This window comes from Anaerococcus sp. Marseille-P3625, from assembly GCF_900232825.1.
In the GTDB taxonomy this organism is placed as follows: Bacteria; Bacillota; Clostridia; order Tissierellales; family Peptoniphilaceae; genus Anaerococcus.
Genome location: NZ_OCTP01000009.1, coordinates 37,184 through 55,942 on the forward strand (window position 1 = coordinate 37,184; position 18,759 = coordinate 55,942).

The following is an 18,759-nucleotide window of genomic DNA, read 5'->3' on the forward strand; positions in this document are numbered from 1 at the left end:
TAGATTTAAATTTTGAAAGGAGAAATTATTGACAGAACTTGTAAAAGATTTGCCCGAGATATTTGATGATTTTGCCGAAGCAAGGCAAAATGCGTTCTTGTCTGTAAAAGAATTAAAAGATAAGGGAATTCCACTAGTTGGTCACTATTGCACCTATTTTCCAGCAGAAGTTGCTTGGGCGGCAGGAGCTTCTACCGTTGCACTTTGCTCAACAAGCGATGAAACCATAGAAGAAGCAGAAAGAGATTTGCCAACAAATCTTTGCCCACTTATAAAATCTTCCTATGGTTTTGCCAAGACAAACAAGTGTCCTTTCTTTTATTTTTCTGATGTAGTTGTAGGCGAAACTACTTGTGATGGTAAGAAAAAAATGTATGAGTTAATGAATGACATTAAGCCAGTTTATATCATGCACTTGCCACAAACACAAAATGCCAGAGCCTTACAATATTGGAAAGATGAAGTTATAGACTTTAGAAAATATTTGGAAGGTAAATTTAATACTGAAATAACTGATGAAAATCTTAGATATTGGGCAAAAATTGGCAATGATATAAGAGATGCACAAAAAAATCTTGCCGATACTATGGAACTTGAACCAGCGCCAATGAGTGGCTTAGACTTTTTCCATGTAACCTATGGATCAACTTTCAAAATGGACAAAAAAGCTATTGCCGATGAGATTAATGCCATAGCAAAAAAAGTTCGCGATGAATACGATCCATCAACTAGAGAAAAAAAGCCAAGAATTATAGTAACTGGTTGCCCAATGGGCGGAGCTACAGAAAAAGTTATCAATGCTATTGAAAATAATGGTGGAGTTGTAGTTTCTTTTGAAAACTGCTCTGGAGAGAAAAATTTTGACAACAATATCGACCTTGAAGCAGAAGATATCAACGAAGCTATAGCAAGCAGATACCTTGACATTGGTTGTTCTGTTATGACACCTGATACTAATAGACTAAAACTTTTAAGCAAACTCATTGATAAATACAAGGCTGATGGAGTTTTGGAAATGGACTTGGTTTCTTGCCATCCATATATAGTAGAAAGAGAAACAATCAAAAGATTTGTTACAGAAGAAAAAGGCATACCTTATATGTTTGTTGAAACAGACTTTTCAAAATCTGATATAGGTCAACTAAACACGAGGATTGCTGCCTTTATAGAAATGTTATAAGGAAAATTTATGAGTCAATTAAATGTATGTGGCGGCTGCAATGCAAAAATTGCCGCAGGAAATTTGGACAAATTATTAGAAGATATCACTCCTTACAAACGTGATGATATAGTTGTAGGCTTTGACAAAAAAGATGACGCAGCAGTAATCGACATTGATGGCAAAACTGGAATAATCGAAACCTTAGACTTTTTCCCACCAATGGTAAATGATCCATATTTATTTGGTCAAATTGCAGCAGCAAATTCAATGAGCGATGTTTACGCTATGGGTGGCGAAGTAATTTGTGCCCTAAACATTACAACTTTCCCATTAGAAGATGATTTTGATATCCTAAGAGAAATTCTTAGAGGTGGAAATGATAAGGTAACAGAAGCTAAAGCAAGCCTTACAGGTGGTCATTCAATCCACGATCATGTAACCAAATACGGTTTGTCCGTTACTGGCAAGGTTGCTTTGGATAAAATTTGGAAAAACAACACTCCACACGATAAAGATGTGCTTTTATTAACCAAAAAACTTGGAACAGGTCTTATAACAGGATCCTACAACCAGGGTCTTGTAACAGAAGAAAATTTCAAAGCTTGTACAGATCAAATGAAAACTTTAAACAAATACGCTAGAGATATTTTTGTAAATTATGATATCCACGCAGCAACAGATGTAACTGGCTTTGGACTTTTAGGCCACTTATCAGAAATGGCTGGAGATGATTTTACAATTATCGTTGATAGCAAAAAAGTTCCAATCCTTGATCAAGCCCTAGAACTTGCGGGAGAATTTTTATACACTTCTGGTGGTCAAAATAACAGAAATTATCTTGGAGGACGTGTAGAATTTTACGAAGATAATTTTGCCCTAAGCGAAGTTTTGTTTGACCCACAAACCTCAGGTGGATTATTAGTTTCCGTTGATAGAGAAACAGCCGATCAAATAAAAAATGATTTTAAAAGAGAAAAAATGGATATATATGAAATAGGGGAAGTAAAATCCAAAAGATTTTATCCAATTATTGTAAGGTAAAAAAATTTAAAGGAGAAAAAAATGAAAGAAATTGATGTATTAGGTAAAGCTTGTCCAATCCCAGTTATTGAAACAAAAAAGGCTTTTAGAGAAAATCCAGATGAGAAAGAATTTGAAGTTTTAGTTGATAACGAAGTTGCAACCGAAAACTTATCAAAAATGGCAAAAGAATTAAAAATAGATGTTAAAGTAGAAAAACTTGAAGATAGAAAATACAAAGTATCTTTAGAAAAAACAAAAGATTCCCTAGACCATAGCCAAATCGAAAGCTATAGCGTAAATGATGCTACAAGCAGCAACTACATTGTAATTGTAAGCTCTGATAAAATGGCTGATGGAGATCCAGAATTTTCCAAATCTTTACTAGAAGGCTTTATCTATGCCCTAACCGAACAAGACCATCTTCCAGTTGCTATGTACTTCTACAATAGAGGAGTATTTATGACAACAGAAAATGAAAAATCTATTGAAGATCTTAAAGGCCTTGAAGCTAGGGGAGTAAGAATTTATTCTTGCGGACTTTGCCTACAAAATTATGGCAAAAAAGAAGAGCTAAAAGTTGGCGAAATCACCAATATGTACAAAATTGTAGAAGCAATGAGATCTAATCATGCCATCTACCCTTGCTAATAATATAGAATATTTTCTATTTTCTTTTCACAACATTTCTGAAGCCTTGGCAGCTTTAAGCAAAGTTGAACATTTAAAAGGATCAAGACTTATTCCATTGCCAACAGAAATTGGTACAGGTTGTGGCTATTGCTTGCGAGTAGATAAAGATTTTATCGATGAGGCTATGGAAATTCTAACAAAAGATGATTATGAGAATTCCTACAGCTTAGGTCATGATGGCAAAAAAAGGGAGATAAAAGAATATGTATTTTGATAATTCGGCGACAACTCTTCACAAACCAGATGCCTTAAAAGAAAAATTCATAGAATTGCTAAATACCAACGATTTGGGCAACCCTTCAAGAAGCGGCCACATTAAAAGCCAAAACTCCATGATGGGAATTTTCCAAACTAAGAAAGACTTGGCAAAACTTTTTCATATAGCAAATCCTAATGATATTGCCCTTACTGAAAATGCAAGTTTTGGCCTAAATTTTGTAATCAAATCTTTGGTAAAAGAAAATGACCATGTAATAACTACAACAACAGAGCATAACTCAGTTCTAAGACCGCTTTATCAAAGCGGGGCAGAACTTAGTTTTATAGATTTTGATGAAAAGTGCAATGTAGATTTTGACAAAATCCCAGAGCTTATTAGAGAAAACACTAAATTTATCATAACAAATCAAGCCTCAAATCTTTTGGGCAATGTAAATGATTTGGATAAAATTCACGCTTATGCAAAAAAATATAAGCTCATAATGATAATAGACATTGCTCAAACTGCAGGTTGTTTGGATCTTGATATTTCAAAATATCCTAATTCCATCTTTGTATTTACTGGCCATAAGTCACTTTATGGACCATCAGGAACAGGTGGAATTATAAAAAATGGCGATTTTGATTTTTCTAATGTATTTTCTGGTGGATCTGGAGTTAATTCCTTTGACAAAAATCATCCGCTAGATTTTCCGGCAGTTTTTGAAGTTGGAACGAGCAATTTCATATCACAAATTGCCATGGATGCCAGCATAAAATTTATCTTAGATGAGGGAATTGACAAAATTCACCAACATCTAAAAGAAATCACCAAAAGATTTTATGATGGCATAAAAGATATAGAAGGAATAAAAATTTATTCCAAAAAACCAGAGGGTGAATATTCTCCGATAGTTTCAATCAACTTAAAGGATATGGAATCATCAGAGCTTGCCCTAATTTTGGATGAAAAATACGACATTCAAACAAGACCTGGAGCTCATTGTGCGCCATTAATTCACGAACATTTTGCAACTGAGGCTCAAGGAATAGTAAGATTTTCCTTTTCATACTTTAATACTGATGAAGAAATTGACAAGGCTATTGAAGTACTTAGAGAAATAGCTAAAGAATATTAATAAAAAATAGATTAAATTAAGGACTATTGTAAGGTAAAGAAGCTTGAAATTACCAACAATAGTCCTTATTTTCTTTAAAAATAATAAAATTAAAAAAAATTTAGTAATTTTTGTGTTTTGTTGAAAATAAAACTAAAAAAACGCCGGATTTGCTATATTAAAAATATACTTTTCATAGTATAATATAAGTATAAGAATGGAAAAGTGTGTGCTATTTTAAAATAGAGCATTTTTCTTTATGAATTTACTTAATTTATGAAAATCTATAAAAAATTACCATACATAAGAATATGAATTTTAAGGGGAGTATATGAAAAGCAAATTAAAAAAAGTTTTAGTAAAAATACTGGCGTTGGTTCTAGTATTCACTCTGACATTTCCAAGTCAAATTTTAGCACAAAGTTTAACAAAAAATCCTAGAAAAATTTACGGCAAAGAAACAAGTTTAATGGGCCTAAAAGCTGTCGAGGACAATCAAGGGGATAAGTCTGCCCAAAATCAGAAAGAAAGCACATTTTTAAAAAGCGACATAAAAAAAGAAGAACTTGAAAAACTTCAAATAGAAAAATCCGTGAGCCTATCACAAACAACAGGTCAAATATCTTATAGAATTGCTATAAAAGCCAAAGAAAATGACTTAGAAAAAATCAAGGCTTTCTTTGCCATAAACAAAAATAGCAAAGAAGAAAAACTAAAGCTTGAAAAAACAACAACCATAGATGAAAATGGCAATGAAGTAGAAATTGAAAATCAAGTAAAAACTCCAAACATTTTAAATCAAGATAAATACATAGAAACCCTATCAGCCACCACAGAAAGCGAAAGCCAAGAAGTAGTTTATTACCTAAGCACACAAATAGAAGAAAAAACTTTTGAAAAAATCAAAGAAAATAAAGATCAAATATACTCTTTAGACTTTGTAATCAAAGATCAAAATGAAGAAATACTCCACCAAGAAAGATTAAGCTTTAAGCAAAAAGAAGAAAAAGAAAACCCACAAGAAATTATCTTAGAAGAAAACCCAGAAAATTTATACCAACTAGAAATAATAGAAGAAGAAAACCAAATTGAAGGAACTTTCAAAGAAGCAAATCTTCTAGGGGATAAAAAAGCAGAAATTTCCTGGACAGATTATCTAATAAATACACAAACAGAAGCTAAGGAAAGCATAAATTATCAAATAAATTTAGACGAAAACCAAGATACAAAAGAAAGTCGAATCAAAGTAGACTTCTACCAAGCAGACGAAGAAGGCTTTATCCTAAAAAAAGAATTTAGCCAAGAAATTCCTTTTGCCAAAGAAAGTGAATTACAAATTCCACAAGGATTTATTGCAAAAATCGCCCTAACAACCAAAGTTAAAAAAGACGCAAACCCAAAAGAATTTACCTACAATAATAAAATAATAAAAAACCCTTATTATAAAGAAGAAAGTAAAGATAAAAAATCTGAAGAAGAAAATAAGGATTCAAACGAAGATCCTTTGCCTGATGAAAATAAAGAAATTAAAGAAAATTCTTTGCCAGATCAAAGCAAAGAACAAACATCAGCTTCTCCTATCGACCTAAACAAAGATGCTTTGATAAATAAATACAAAAGCGAAAATAAACTTAATGAAAACCTACAAGCAAAAGTTGAAGAAATAACTCAAAATATCAAATCTTACAACGATGAAAAAATAAACGAAGAAGAATTTAAAAATAATCTAAAAGATCAAGCAAAAGATTTAGACAAAGAAAATTTAAAAGAAATCTTAATAACCCTAACTTCTGGATTAAACGAGGAAAAATTCAAAGTAGCAAAAATTGACCTAGAAAAGCTATTAGATGAAATTTATCCAAAAGAAGAAATAAAAGCAAATACCGAAGAAAATCAAAATCCTCAAACAAAAGAACTTACAAAAGAAAATACTGAGGATAAAGAAAAATCAGAAGAAAATAGCAAAAAAACAAATACTGCCACTGAAAATCAAACAAATCAAGAGGCAGAAATTGACGAGCCAGCAAAAGAAGATTCAAACAAAGAAGGCTTATTAGGCAAATTAGAAACTTTGCTTTTTGGCAAAGAAAATATACCTACTCCTGTAGGCCGAAGTCCATCACCACTAGAAAATAAGAAATTCACAATAAGAACCCGTTTTGACACATCAAATAGACTTGGTCCAATTAAAGTTGACCAATATTTTGATCTCCACCTAGATGAAAAACTAATGGTAAAAGACCCATCAACTCTAAAACCAATAGTTTATAATGGACAAGTAATAGCTAATCCAGAATATGATTCGACTACAAACACCATAAGATATAAAATATCAAAGGAAATATCTGAAGATATAAACCTTCCTTTAAATATTGACGTAGATTTCAATACTAAAAATATCCCTGCCGATCAAAGTTTCACCGTTATCAACAAAGTATCAGGACTTGGTGTTACAAATCCAAAAGCTCTTTTACCAGTGGTAGTAGATAAAAATGGTAATGTAACAAATACTATCATAGAAGATGGAAGAGATGATGTAGTACAAATTGTAGAATCGGCAGATTATAAGCTAGACCTAGATCCAATTGGAACACCAGTTGTAGAAGATGGAGTAATGACTGGCATGAGCTGGACTATAAAAGTAAATGCTGATGAAGACCTAAAAGATGGCCTAGGCTTTAACTTAAACCTTACAACAGTCAAAGGATCAGGACTTGGAGAAATTCAAAACTTCAAGGTAAATGGTCAAGAATTAAAAATAACAAGTGATGGGGCTTTGACAAAAAACCCAATAGATGGAAATCTTGGAATCACAAGTTCAGTTCACTACAAACCAGATATAACTGGCAACGAAGCAATATATACTTTCTATACACCTGTTGTAAATAGGCAAGGCTCTTATATGGTCGATATATCTATTTACAATGCCAATAAAGGTTTGAAAAAAGGTGCAGTTAGATCAATAAACGACAATGGTTTTAGCCAAGAAGCCATAAGAGATTTCACACCAACTCGTTCAGGAATTAATAACAGAACAACAATCCTTGGAGAATTCAAATCTAATAATAAAGCTACTTGGACAATCACAGATGCTGTATCAAGTAAGGATGAAAATAAGGGCCTACCTCTTGAAGATAGAACTCTAGAAGGTAATCAAAATATAACAAGTGGACAAAGTGCAGTCTACGGTCTAAACGATCAAGGTCAAATGGTTCAAATTGGAACAACAAAAAATATCAATTCTCTTCCAACAAAAGAATCTGACCCTCAAGGCAAACAAGAAGTTGGAAATATTGCGGTTTATCAATTAGATACAAGTTTAACAAATGCAGATCAACCAAATAACTATAGTATTTCTGGTGTAAGAATTTCTAAATTCAGAGACCTATACATTGACCAAGTTTGGAACTTGCCAGAGCAAAGCATGACTATGCCTGGACAAGACTTTATCGCAAAAGATAATAAAGGAAATGAACTTGGTAAAGTACATGTAGATAAAGGCGCTGCTGGAGAGACCACAAGATTTGTCACAATTCCTAACGCAAGATATTGGGATATTGACGAAAATTCTCACGAAGCTTCTAAAAGAGAAAATAAAATCGAACAAAAATTCGACCAAGATACAGTTGGAGTAAATGGAAAAACTTACAAATACAACGAAAATGCCAACTACTATCAAAGAGATACAAAAAGTCAATACATTCACAACTCTGCTATTGATACAACAAAACCAAACCCTGTTACATTTACTGTAGTAAAAGTTGATAGCAAGGATCCAAGCAAAAAACTAGCAGGAGCAAGATTTAAATTACTAGGCGATAATCAACCATCTATAGTTACTGATAACCAAGGTAAAGCTGCCTTTAATAATGTACTACCTGGAACTTATACTTTAACAGAAGAAAAAGCTCCAGCAGGTTACAAGCTTGACCAATCACAAAAAACAATCACCATAGCAAAAGATGGTACAATCAGTGTAGATGGTGGCAATATCCAGCTATCAGGTGGCAAAAACGTGACAAAACTTGTCCAACACGACAGTGCACCTAACTGGCCAGACTATATGAACGCTATGCACTATGGTAAGATAACAACCAATGGAACAACTAATCAAAATGAAGTTGAGTTCTACCTTTACCTAAAACCAGAAAGCAATAATGGTGCGGATGGTACAAATAGAAATACAAGACTTAATATTTCTATACCAGGCGTAAATATTACAGATGTAAAAGCTTACGACGTATCTCCAGGACATAGAAATAACGTTAAGTACAGCATGGAACAACAAAATGCTGAAGGATACATTCCTTTACTTGGGGAAAATGTAATAAATGCTGCAAATAATAACAAAATTACAGGCACAGCAAATACTACAGATCCATACACAGGAAAAACTGGTTACCAAATTTACTTCCCACAACAAAGATTTGAAAATGACTGGGGATTCTTAGTAAAAGTTAAAGCAAATGTAGGAAACAAACAATCTATTAGTTTAGACTACGATTGGTTGACAGATAAAGATACAGCTAGACAAACAAAACTTACTCAAAGCGTTATTTTAAATAAAACAAATGGACAAGGAACTGGCGAAAAAAATCAAATTTTAGTAACAAACGAAGAATTTACAAAAAGCCCAATTTCTGCAACAAAATTTGGCGACACATTTGATACCAACGGAAATAGAGAAAGACTTCAAGGTGCAGAATTTGTCCTTAAAGATAGTAATGATAATGTAATTGCCAATAAATTTACTGACGACAAAGGTACAGCAGACTTTGGACAATTCCCACCAGGAACATACAGATTAGAAGAAAAATCCGCACCAGATGGTTACCAACAAAACGGTGTATATTTTGAAGTTGTAGTTGATGACCAAGGTCAAGTAAGCTACAAGGCAAGATTTGAAGATGGTATTGGAACCCCACAAACAGGACAAGATTACTACATTGAAAAGGGTGAAGAAACAGGAAGCTCAGCAAAGGCTAAAGTAACTAGTGTTAACCAAAGACTTGAATACCTAGAAAACGAACCGGGTGATATTGGTACTAAGACAGGCATTTGGGAAGCATATTCTTATGAATCCCTAAAATACCATGCCGATGTTACTTTAACTAATGTGTCAAAAGGGTCAAGATTTGAAATTCAATTCGATAGAAACCTTGACTTCACCCAATATTTCTCTGCTTTCCCTAAGATTGTAATTGAGGGTGTAGAAGTTGCAGATCCATACTTCGATTATGATACCAACCTATTGACTTATGTATTTAACGATAAGGCAAAAAAAGATGTAACAGCTTCTATTAACCTCAGGGGTATAATTCCAGATAAATACTTTGCAAGAGAAACAGGAAAATATACATTTACTATAAAGGTAGCTCCTGGTGTCGCTAATGTGGATGGAAATCCTGTTTTAAACCAAGAAATAAATGCGGACTATGGACGCCACCACTCAGGGACAGGCGACTCTAACCAGTCTTACTACTTTAGAGATGTATACCAAAAAGAAGACGGACAATGGTATGTAACAGTTCTAACATATCTAAACCCACTTGGTGAAGGTTATAGTGCAAAAACAGTCAGATATAACTGGTTAACAACTGATTTTCAAAACAACCGTATTGCAGAATGGTCAGGTAAGGGTTATAAACCTCTATATGAACTTAATGATGTAAAAGTATACGCAACTGATTATGCAAAATATTGGTTAGGAGAACTTCCTTTAAATAAGTATATGCCTCTATCAATGGGTATAAGACCAGAACAAGATCCAAATATCTACCACTTACTAGCACATCAAGCAATAAATCCTGAAAGTGGGAGTGAAAGGACACAAAATGGTATATATATTAACTATAATCCAGCTAATATAAAAACCAATGAAAAATTAGCTACAGAAGCTATTAGCAAGGCTCCTCTTGTTGTAAAAGTACCAAAACCAAGAGAAAAGGGTGGATATGTAGTAGAACAAACATTTAAGATTACCGATATAGACCAGTTTAATAAAAAATGGAGAGCTTTCTATATGTATGATGGTAACCTTACATCAGCTTTCGCATCCAAGGCCAATGTAAACACAGCCATAGGTGACCAAACTGGCGGAGAAATACCAAAATATTATAAAGAAGTAATTGGTTTAATAAATCATAAATATACTCCAGGTTCTTTTAAATTAACAAAATACGACGAAACAAATCAAGGAAAGAAACTTCCTAAAGCAACTTTTGCCTTAACAGATGAAAATAACAAGACAATTTACAGAACATCTAATGCTAATGGTGAAGTTGATTTTGCTAATATCGCACCTGGAAGATATTCTTTAGAAGAAACTAAAGCACCAAAAGACTATCAGCTTACTAACAAAAAATGGCAAGTTACAGTTCTAAGTGACGGTAGCGTGAGAATAAGAGAAACATCTATTACAGGTGTAGGTCAACTTTATACTGGAAATAAAATTAATATTCCAGTATCAAACAAACCAGTTGGACAAAAGTTTAGAGTTTACAAAAAGAACGGCAAGGGAGAGCCACTTCCTGGAGCAAAATTTAAGATAACAAGTCCAGACGATCCAAATTTCTCAGCTGAAGCAACATCAGGACCAAATGGTATTGTAGAATTTAAAGCAACTCTAACAGAAGGCAAGAATTATATACTTGAAGAAGATGAACCACCAACAGGCTATAATCCACTTAATAAAAGATGGGTTCTAAGAGTAGAAGATGGCAAAACAAAAGTCTACAACTATTCAGATCCAAAAGAAGATGTAACTGTAGAAAAATCACTTCTTGGAGATGAAGGTACAGAATGGGTTGATGTTAAAAATAGGAACACATCAGGCTGGTCAAACTATGACAATAGATGGACTGGTTGGGTAGATAATAATCAAAAGGCTGAGTATTTGGGTACAAGAATTATTGCTATAAATAAGAAAGAAAAATATGTAGTCCAAAGATATGTAATAAACCCAGAAGCAAGACAAACGGTAGGAGTTGATGGAGTAACTGCAGCTACAATCCATAGAGAAAAACCAGAATATCCAAATATGGATTGGTATGCGGGCACTGAAGATGTAAAAATATTCACTCTAGAACCGAAAACAGGTGGCAATACTGATGGTAAGGTTACTGGTCTAATATCAGACTTAAGACTTGCATCTTATAAAGTTACTGAAATTACTGACAAAGTAAAAAAATCTACCAACAATTCCCATTTTGGAGAAACTAGACTAAAACTAGACCTACCAGTTACAAATAAGCCGATAGTAGTTGATGTCAAAGTACCTTACAAAGACGAAAGCGGTGGAGTAGGTACAGGTATGGACTGGAGAGAAGGTAACACAACCTACTGGAAGTCCGATTACTACGAAAGAGTTTCCGACATCAAAACTGCAGGCCTTGTAAGTGATACAGGCGGTACAATAGTTGGTTCATACCTAGCAGAAGGATCGCTTGATGTAACAAATAGTCTCAAAACATATGGATTTAAAATCAAAAAAGTTAAGGAAGATAAAACTACAGCAATTCCAGGAGCAGTTTTCAAACTGACAGGACCAGATCCAAGCCAAGACGAAAGATTTATGACCACTGGATCTGACGGTATGGTTTCATTTGACGGTCTAAAACCTGGTAAATATACACTAGTAGAAGAAAAACCAGCCCCAGGTTATGAAAAAGCCGATACTGATTGGACAGTTACAATAACTAAAGATGGAAAAATTTATATCAAAGCTAATAATGCTGGAATAAGTAATCCAAACACAAATCTATCTGTAGAAAATCTTAACAATGTATCAGCAGCATCTGTTAGAAGTTTGTTTGCTAATCCAATGAGAAGAAACCTATTAGAAAGCTTTAGCAGTGATAATTCTGGCCTTGAAGTTGGCGGAAATTTAGTTGATTTAGCAAATCCGCTAAGAGCTGGAAATGGTTGGAAAGTTGTAGACAATAAAAGCTCAACTCAACCAACAAAGAGAGAAGATGCTTCCGATTCAGAATTCGGACAGTTAATTGACACAAAGATAATCGAAATTGACAAAGAACACAATAGATACAAACAAGTATTCATATACAAAGAAGGTTATGCTAAGAAAAATCGTAACATCAAATTCCACAGAGCTTATGATAAGTACGATATAAGTCCGAGTGAAGTTACGACAAGAGTTTACCAAGTACCTGATGGTACTAGTCTAGCTAATATCAATAAAAGTTCGGATATAGATGCTATCGCTGGTAAAACTGATATAAGTAAAAATATTAGATTTACAGCAGAAGGTACCAAGAAAATTCAAACTAATGATATCAACACAAGATATCCAGGAACCATCTTGATAGAAGTTGAAACAAATTATAATGAAAACTATCCAATAGGTTTAGGTTCAAACTATAACTTTTATACTGGAGGGCAACACGGTAACAAGTGTTGGTTAGAAAAATCTTATACAAATGAAGCAAATGTGCCAGTCATTGGAAGTAAATACAATATTACTGAATATTCTTCTTTGGGTGGTTCTGTAAGAGCAAATCCAACAAGCTCTGAAGCAGGAAAAGAGATAAGTCTAACTATTAGTGAAAATCAAGGCTATAAATATAAGGAAAATAGCTTACAAGTATTAGAAAAAGGCACTAATAATCCTGTTAGATTAAATGGCAATAAGTTTACAATGCCAGCATCAGATGTAATAATAAGTGCTGTTTTTGAAAAAGTTTATAAAGTTTATATCAATGTTCAAGAAAACGGAACAATAAGTGCAAGTCCAAGCGAAAATATAAAAGCTGGAGATACCGTTACACTTACATTGACGCCACAAACAGGATTTAAGCTAAAACAGCTAAGTATTAATAGCACAAGTGGCACTGTGGCATATACAAAAGTAAATGAAACAACATATACTTTTACAATGCCGACCTCAGATGTAGGAGTTAACGTTTCTTATGAAAAACCACAAGATACTGCTTATAATATTAAGATAGATGAAAATATTATAGATGGAAGAGTAAGTGCAGATGCTAGCACTGCAACAAAAGGAACAACTGTAAATCTTAAACCTACACCAAATCCAGGCTTTAAGCTTGGCACACTTATAGTAACAGCTGACAATGGCGATTCTGTACAAGTTACAAATAACTCATTTACAATGCCAGAATCCAATGTCACAATTTCTGCAACATTTGTAAAAGATCCACAAACTTACAAATACAAGGTTAATATTGCTAGTGATATACAAAATGGTTCGGTTACTGCAAGTACAGATTCTGCTTTAGCTGGAGCATCAGTCACTCTAACAGCCACAGCAATATCAGGTTATGAATTAGATAAATTTACAGTAACAGCTGACAATGGCGATTCTGTACAAGTTACAAATAACTCATTTATAATGCCAGCCGCTAATGTAAGTGTTACTGCAAGCTTTAAGCAGATAGATTTAGGAACTGAAATACAGAATGGTCAAGTTGCTCAAATTACCAACAAGCAAACAGGTCTTGATCTTAAGATTTACAAAAAAGACAGATACGACAGAAAACTTGAAGGTGCTATATTTACCATCAGAAAAACTGATGAAAAATACGAGACATTTGACCAAAACTTTGGAGTAAAAACAGGAACTTCAAATGATAAAGGACTTGTTGAATTTAAGGATAAAAATGATAAGCCAGTTAGATTGCCAGAAGGATATTATGTAATTGAAGAAACAGCAGCCCCACTAGGCTATAGAAAAGCAAATGCTCCTTGGAAAGTACAGGTTGTGGAAGAAAATGGTCAACTAGTAGCAAAATACAAAGGACCAGAAGAAACACCACAAAGCTTTATTGAAAAAAATAAAAATCTTGATATAAAAGAAGCAAATGGTGTAAAATACGCAACAAAAATCACTCATATTGATACAGAATCAAGAACATTTATCCAAAGAGTATATATTGACACAAGAGGAAAAAATGGAACTGTCAACGTTCAAATTAAACCAAAACACAAAAGAGAAGAAATTGACAGACCAGGACTTCCACCAGTTACTATCAAAGAAGGTGTAAAGACAGCTTACAGGTCAACTTATAAGATAACTGGAATAGATGGAGATCCGAACGAAGCTCAAATGATTAAAATCTTAAATGACTATGACGTTTCTTATCCAGATGTAACTGTTGTAAACACAGCAAGATGGAGACCATTTGACTGGGGATTTGACGAAGACCAACTAAATCTTGAACCAGGAGTTTACTATATAGACATTGAAGGATTTTATGATACTTCTATTATAGATAGAAATGTTACTAATGAAGTAGCGATAGATTCTAACTATAACTTTACAAATAAGGAGGGAACTGCATCAAGTACTGAACCAGTACTAAAAGATCCTTATGTAAATAACAACAAAACTGATTTACCAGATGAAGATTTAGGAAAGATTGATATTGATATTGAATTCTTTGATGGTGCAAGAGAATTCCAACAATTATATAACGACAATGGTCGTATAACTTACAAAGCTCTTAAAGATGAAAATGGTAAGGACGAAGCATCTTTCCAAAGTGGTGCAGAAACACTTAGACAATACTTGGAATATAATTACGGTAAAACTAGAGCAGACAATTGGGCAAATTCTAAACCAGCTGGTCAAAAATATGCTAATGCTTTAGGTAAGAAAGTATATATAGGAAGCGATCCATATATAACAGGTAAAATAACACCTACAGTTACACCAGGCACTCAAGGATATAAGAACCCATCTAGTACTATAAAAACAAGCATCGACATTAGTTCCCTATACTCTTCAAATAAAACAAATACAGTTCCTCAAGAAGGACTTAGTATTGAAAATGATGCAGAAAGATACAACATCACCTTCTCTAAACACGGTAAGGAAACTGACAAAGATAGTGTAGAAGAAATCACTAAGAGAAGACTTGAAGGTGCAGTATTCAAGCTTGAAAAGAGAGTAAGAGAAGGAATCTATGAAGAAGTAGAAGGCTCTTACGTATCATCTGCTTTCAACGGCTACTTTGGTTTTAGAGGACTTGAACCAGGTCGTTATAGACTAATAGAAGTACAAGCTCCAAAGGGATACAAACCAATTGATGGACCACTTCTACATTTCTCAGTTGAAACAGTAAGTATAGTTTCAAAATTGATAACCGACCCTAGAACTGGTGAAAACATTAAGGTAGATACAGTTGGATTCTATTTCCCAGGAAATGATAAATCTTACAAATTTGAAGAATTAGAAATGCACGATCCAGTAACTAATGAAGTCATCAAATTTAAGGATGCTAAGAATGCTGATTTGGAAACAACCAGAATTATAAATCCATTGGATAAAACTAAAGAAGTGCCTTTAAGAGATTTGAGTATCAAATTCCCAGGAGAAATAAAGGACAAAGAAGGAAAGCTTATAAAGGACACATATAAGTTAAGTGAAATCCAAATAACACCAACTTCTAACGGATATATTTCTCTAGAATACGATAAGGCAAATGGTGTTTACCAATATATCAAAGAAAAATCAACCACTGAAAAAGACGGCTTGCTAGTAGACTATGTTACAAGCGCCACTGCCAAGAACATGGGTAAAATCGTAAACGAAAAGCCAGGTAAGGGTAGTGTAATGATCAATAAAGTTGATGAAAATGGAACTGCCTTAAAAGGTACAGCAAATGACAAAGGCGAACTAACAGCAGGAGCTAAGTTTAGACTTACAAACCTAACAGATGTTTCAAAACCTGTTGAAAAAACAGTAGGAACAGATGGTAAATTATCATTTGAAGGACTTAAAATAGGTAACTACAAACTAGAAGAAATTGAATCTCCTGATGGACACATTAATACTAAGCAAGTATGGCACTTTACAGTAGGTGGTGAAGGTCTAGATCCATATTCTGGCGATATTGCAAGAACTGGAAAAGATTTATCAGATAAGATTACTCTTGAAACCACTGAAATGAAGGTATTAAATCCAGAATCCAAAACACCAAGAAAAAAAGGAGAAATCCATCCACATTATGGTGAAAGTATGGAATTTACTAATAAGTTCACACTTGCAGAAAACACAAAGATTAATCCTGGTGACTATTTTGTACTAAATATAAGTGACAATATGGACCTACACGGAATTTTTGAAAACAGCATATCAAATTTGGATGTAGTTGCTGATGGAGTAGGTACTATAGCAAAAGCTGATTATAATAGAGAAGCTGGAACTTTGACTTACACATTCACAAAATATGCCGACACTTATACTTTAATTGATTTTTCAAACAAGCTTACTGGATTTATAGACCTATACAAAGTAAAAACCTCAGATGGAACTTTTGGCGGTCAAAAAGTTGGATTTGGAATTGGAAAAGATACAAGTCAATATAAAGACATCAAGGTTATTTATGATCTTAGAATGGAAAAAGATAATAATAGAATTGATTATCTAAATATGACCTCCAAGATAGTTAAGTATAATCAAGAAACTGGAGAATTCCTTCACTACTTCTACATTAATAGGGATAAAGAAAATTCACGTACAAATTCTTTCTACTATATTCCTAGTCAAGATGTAGAAAATGTAGTAATTACTAAGTACAGATTATCCAACAATACTAATGTTGAGAATGATATGCCGGAATCATTTGGAGTTAATGAAAATAGTACCAACATAACAAGATCAGGCTATGGTGTATCAAGACAAAGCATGGCTAAAGGAGAATTATTAGAGCTTCCATTTGAAAATGGTATGTCTTCTAGAGACTCATATATTGTTAAAGTAACAGGTAGAGTTTCAGGTAAAGATAAATCATCTTATCAAGCAGAAAGTGTTCTTCAATTATATGATTATTATAGAGGAAAATTATTTGTTGACAGATTTGATGGGGTCTATGGATTCAAAAATGAATCAACAGCAGATGCCAAACTTTCTATCCAAGCAGTTAACCCTTCAAATAAAATTAAGTTTAAGAAAGTAAACAATTTTGATGAAGCAGCGCTACAAGGTGCAACATTCCAACTTTACAAAAAGATTGGTGAAGAAAAGTGGAATTCTCATGGCCAACCAATTACAACTGGTGAAAATGGATTGATTGAATATTCTGAGCTTCCAGAAGGTGAATATCAATTAAAAGAAACTACAGCACCAGAAGGATATGTAAAACCAGATGGTCCAGTAGCTGAATTCAAAGTAGATGAAAGTGGCAAGATTTTCAGAAAAGAATACTACAAGGATGGAAAGGGACAAAAACAAGAAAAATATGTTGAAGAACCAGGTGTAGTACCAATAACAATAGTAAACAGGAAAGAACATAAGATCATCTTTAAGAAAACTGGCCCAGACGGAAAAAATCCTCTAACTGGTGCTGAGTTTGAAGTTTGGTATAAGAAAAATCTTGAGGATAAGGCTTATTCAAAAGATCTTAAACTATATGAAAAGACGGCTAATGGTAAAACTGAAAGATTAGTCTTAATTAAAGATGAAACAGCTCCGGATGGATACAAAGAAGTACAAAAATTCACCTCAGATGCCAAAGGTCTAGTAGAGTTCAAATTCTATGAAAATGGCTACTACGCACTAAAAGAAATTAAAGCTCCACATGGTCATATCAGACCTAGAGATTATGTCAAGGAGTTTGCGGTTGCTGATGGAGAAGTAAAAGAAAAGACCTTTACTGATATTAATATTAAGAAAGATGAATCGAAAGAAAAGCCTAAGGATTTGGAGATGACTTTCATTGTTAATGGAGATAATAAGGAACTTACCTATTATCCAGGTGATGAGAGTGCTACTTCTACAATCCCAAAATCACACTTTGAACTAATAGCTGATAACATTGGACTTAATTGGAGAGGAAATGGTGCAAACGTCTCAGAAGTAAAGATTTACCATAAAAAATCAAAGAATGATGAAACATGGACTGAAGTAAAAGACATCAGCAGTGGTATATTAAGTTCAAACGGTAGTAATATCTTATTTAGCTTCCATAATTTATTAAAGAAAATCAACGATACAAAATCAACAGATCCTATCAAATCTACTGATAGCTTTAAGATAGTGCTAAGAGCTAAATTAGAATCTACAAATACTGATGATAGTGGCAATCTAAGCACAAAAACTTCTATCACACAGACATTAAAACTTCCTAAAGGCAATGATGGAGCAGATATTGACCAAGTTCGAACAATAAGTATTGAATCTATAGAAAAATCTGTAGAAGCAGGAACTTATGAGAATATAAAATACACTAAGAAAACTGAAGGCGGCAAAGAAATCAAAGAACCAGATCCGATGGTAATTGTAAACAAACAAGCAATTTATCCATTTACTGGAGGAAATGGAACATTGTTCTACGCTCTTTGTGGATTTGTAGTGATGCTTGTGGGAGTTTTGATTTATGATTTTTATCAAAGAAAGAAAAAAACTCTTAGATTAAAGGCTTAGAAAATAAAATTTGTCAAAATTTTATAAAGCAAAAACCAGCTTAGGAAAACCTAGGCTGGTTTTTTGTTGGAAATTTTAGGCTGTAGAGATTTTTTTGATTTTTGGTTTTCCAGAAAGGGCATTTTTGTATTTTTTAAATATATTTATACACAAATTTAATACAA

The 18,759-nt window shown here is 33.4% G+C and carries 6 protein-coding genes; all 6 read left to right on the forward strand.

Annotated features, from left to right (window positions below):
• Nucleotides 1-28: 28 nt before the first annotated feature.
• On the forward strand, nucleotides 29-1,180 hold the full coding sequence (locus tag CS884_RS00855) for a double-cubane-cluster-containing anaerobic reductase (RefSeq protein ID WP_099320207.1): 1,152 nt from the start codon (nucleotides 29-31) through the stop codon (nucleotides 1,178-1,180).
• A 9-nt stretch (nucleotides 1,181-1,189) separates the two neighbouring features.
• Complete coding sequence (selD, locus tag CS884_RS00860; protein WP_099320208.1) at nucleotides 1,190-2,203, forward strand: selenide, water dikinase SelD; 1,014 nt, start codon at nucleotides 1,190-1,192, stop codon at nucleotides 2,201-2,203.
• Between the two features lie 21 nt (nucleotides 2,204-2,224).
• Complete coding sequence (gene yedF / locus CS884_RS00865; protein ID WP_099320209.1) at nucleotides 2,225-2,833, forward strand: sulfurtransferase-like selenium metabolism protein YedF; 609 nt, start codon at nucleotides 2,225-2,227, stop codon at nucleotides 2,831-2,833.
• Nucleotides 2,814-3,089: a DUF3343 domain-containing protein gene (locus CS884_RS00870; RefSeq protein WP_099320210.1), complete on the forward strand. Its 276-nt coding sequence runs from the start codon at nucleotides 2,814-2,816 to the stop codon at nucleotides 3,087-3,089. The genes yedF and CS884_RS00870 overlap by 20 nt, the downstream gene beginning before the upstream one ends.
• Entirely contained in the window at nucleotides 3,079-4,212 is a 1,134-nt protein-coding gene (locus tag CS884_RS00875; protein WP_099320211.1) for an aminotransferase class V-fold PLP-dependent enzyme, read from the forward strand. The genes CS884_RS00870 and CS884_RS00875 overlap by 11 nt, the downstream gene beginning before the upstream one ends.
• A 310-nt stretch (nucleotides 4,213-4,522) precedes the next feature.
• A complete protein-coding gene (locus tag CS884_RS00880; protein WP_099320212.1) occupies nucleotides 4,523-18,595 on the forward strand; it encodes a SpaA isopeptide-forming pilin-related protein in 14,073 nt (4,690 codons plus the stop codon).
• Nucleotides 18,596-18,759 lie beyond the last annotated feature (164 nt).

What these genes read in the sequence shown, in the direction of transcription:
- CS884_RS00870 (WP_099320210.1), top strand. Translation starts at nt 2,814, where the DNA reads ATGCCATCTACCCTTGCTAATAATATAGAATATTTTCTATTTTCTTTT.
- selD (WP_099320208.1), top strand. Translation starts at nt 1,190, where the DNA reads ATGAGTCAATTAAATGTATGTGGCGGCTGCAATGCAAAAATTGCCGCA.
- yedF (WP_099320209.1), top strand. Translation starts at nt 2,225, where the DNA reads ATGAAAGAAATTGATGTATTAGGTAAAGCTTGTCCAATCCCAGTTATT.
- CS884_RS00880 (WP_099320212.1), top strand. Translation starts at nt 4,523, where the DNA reads ATGAAAAGCAAATTAAAAAAAGTTTTAGTAAAAATACTGGCGTTGGTT.
- CS884_RS00875 (WP_099320211.1), top strand. Translation starts at nt 3,079, where the DNA reads ATGTATTTTGATAATTCGGCGACAACTCTTCACAAACCAGATGCCTTA.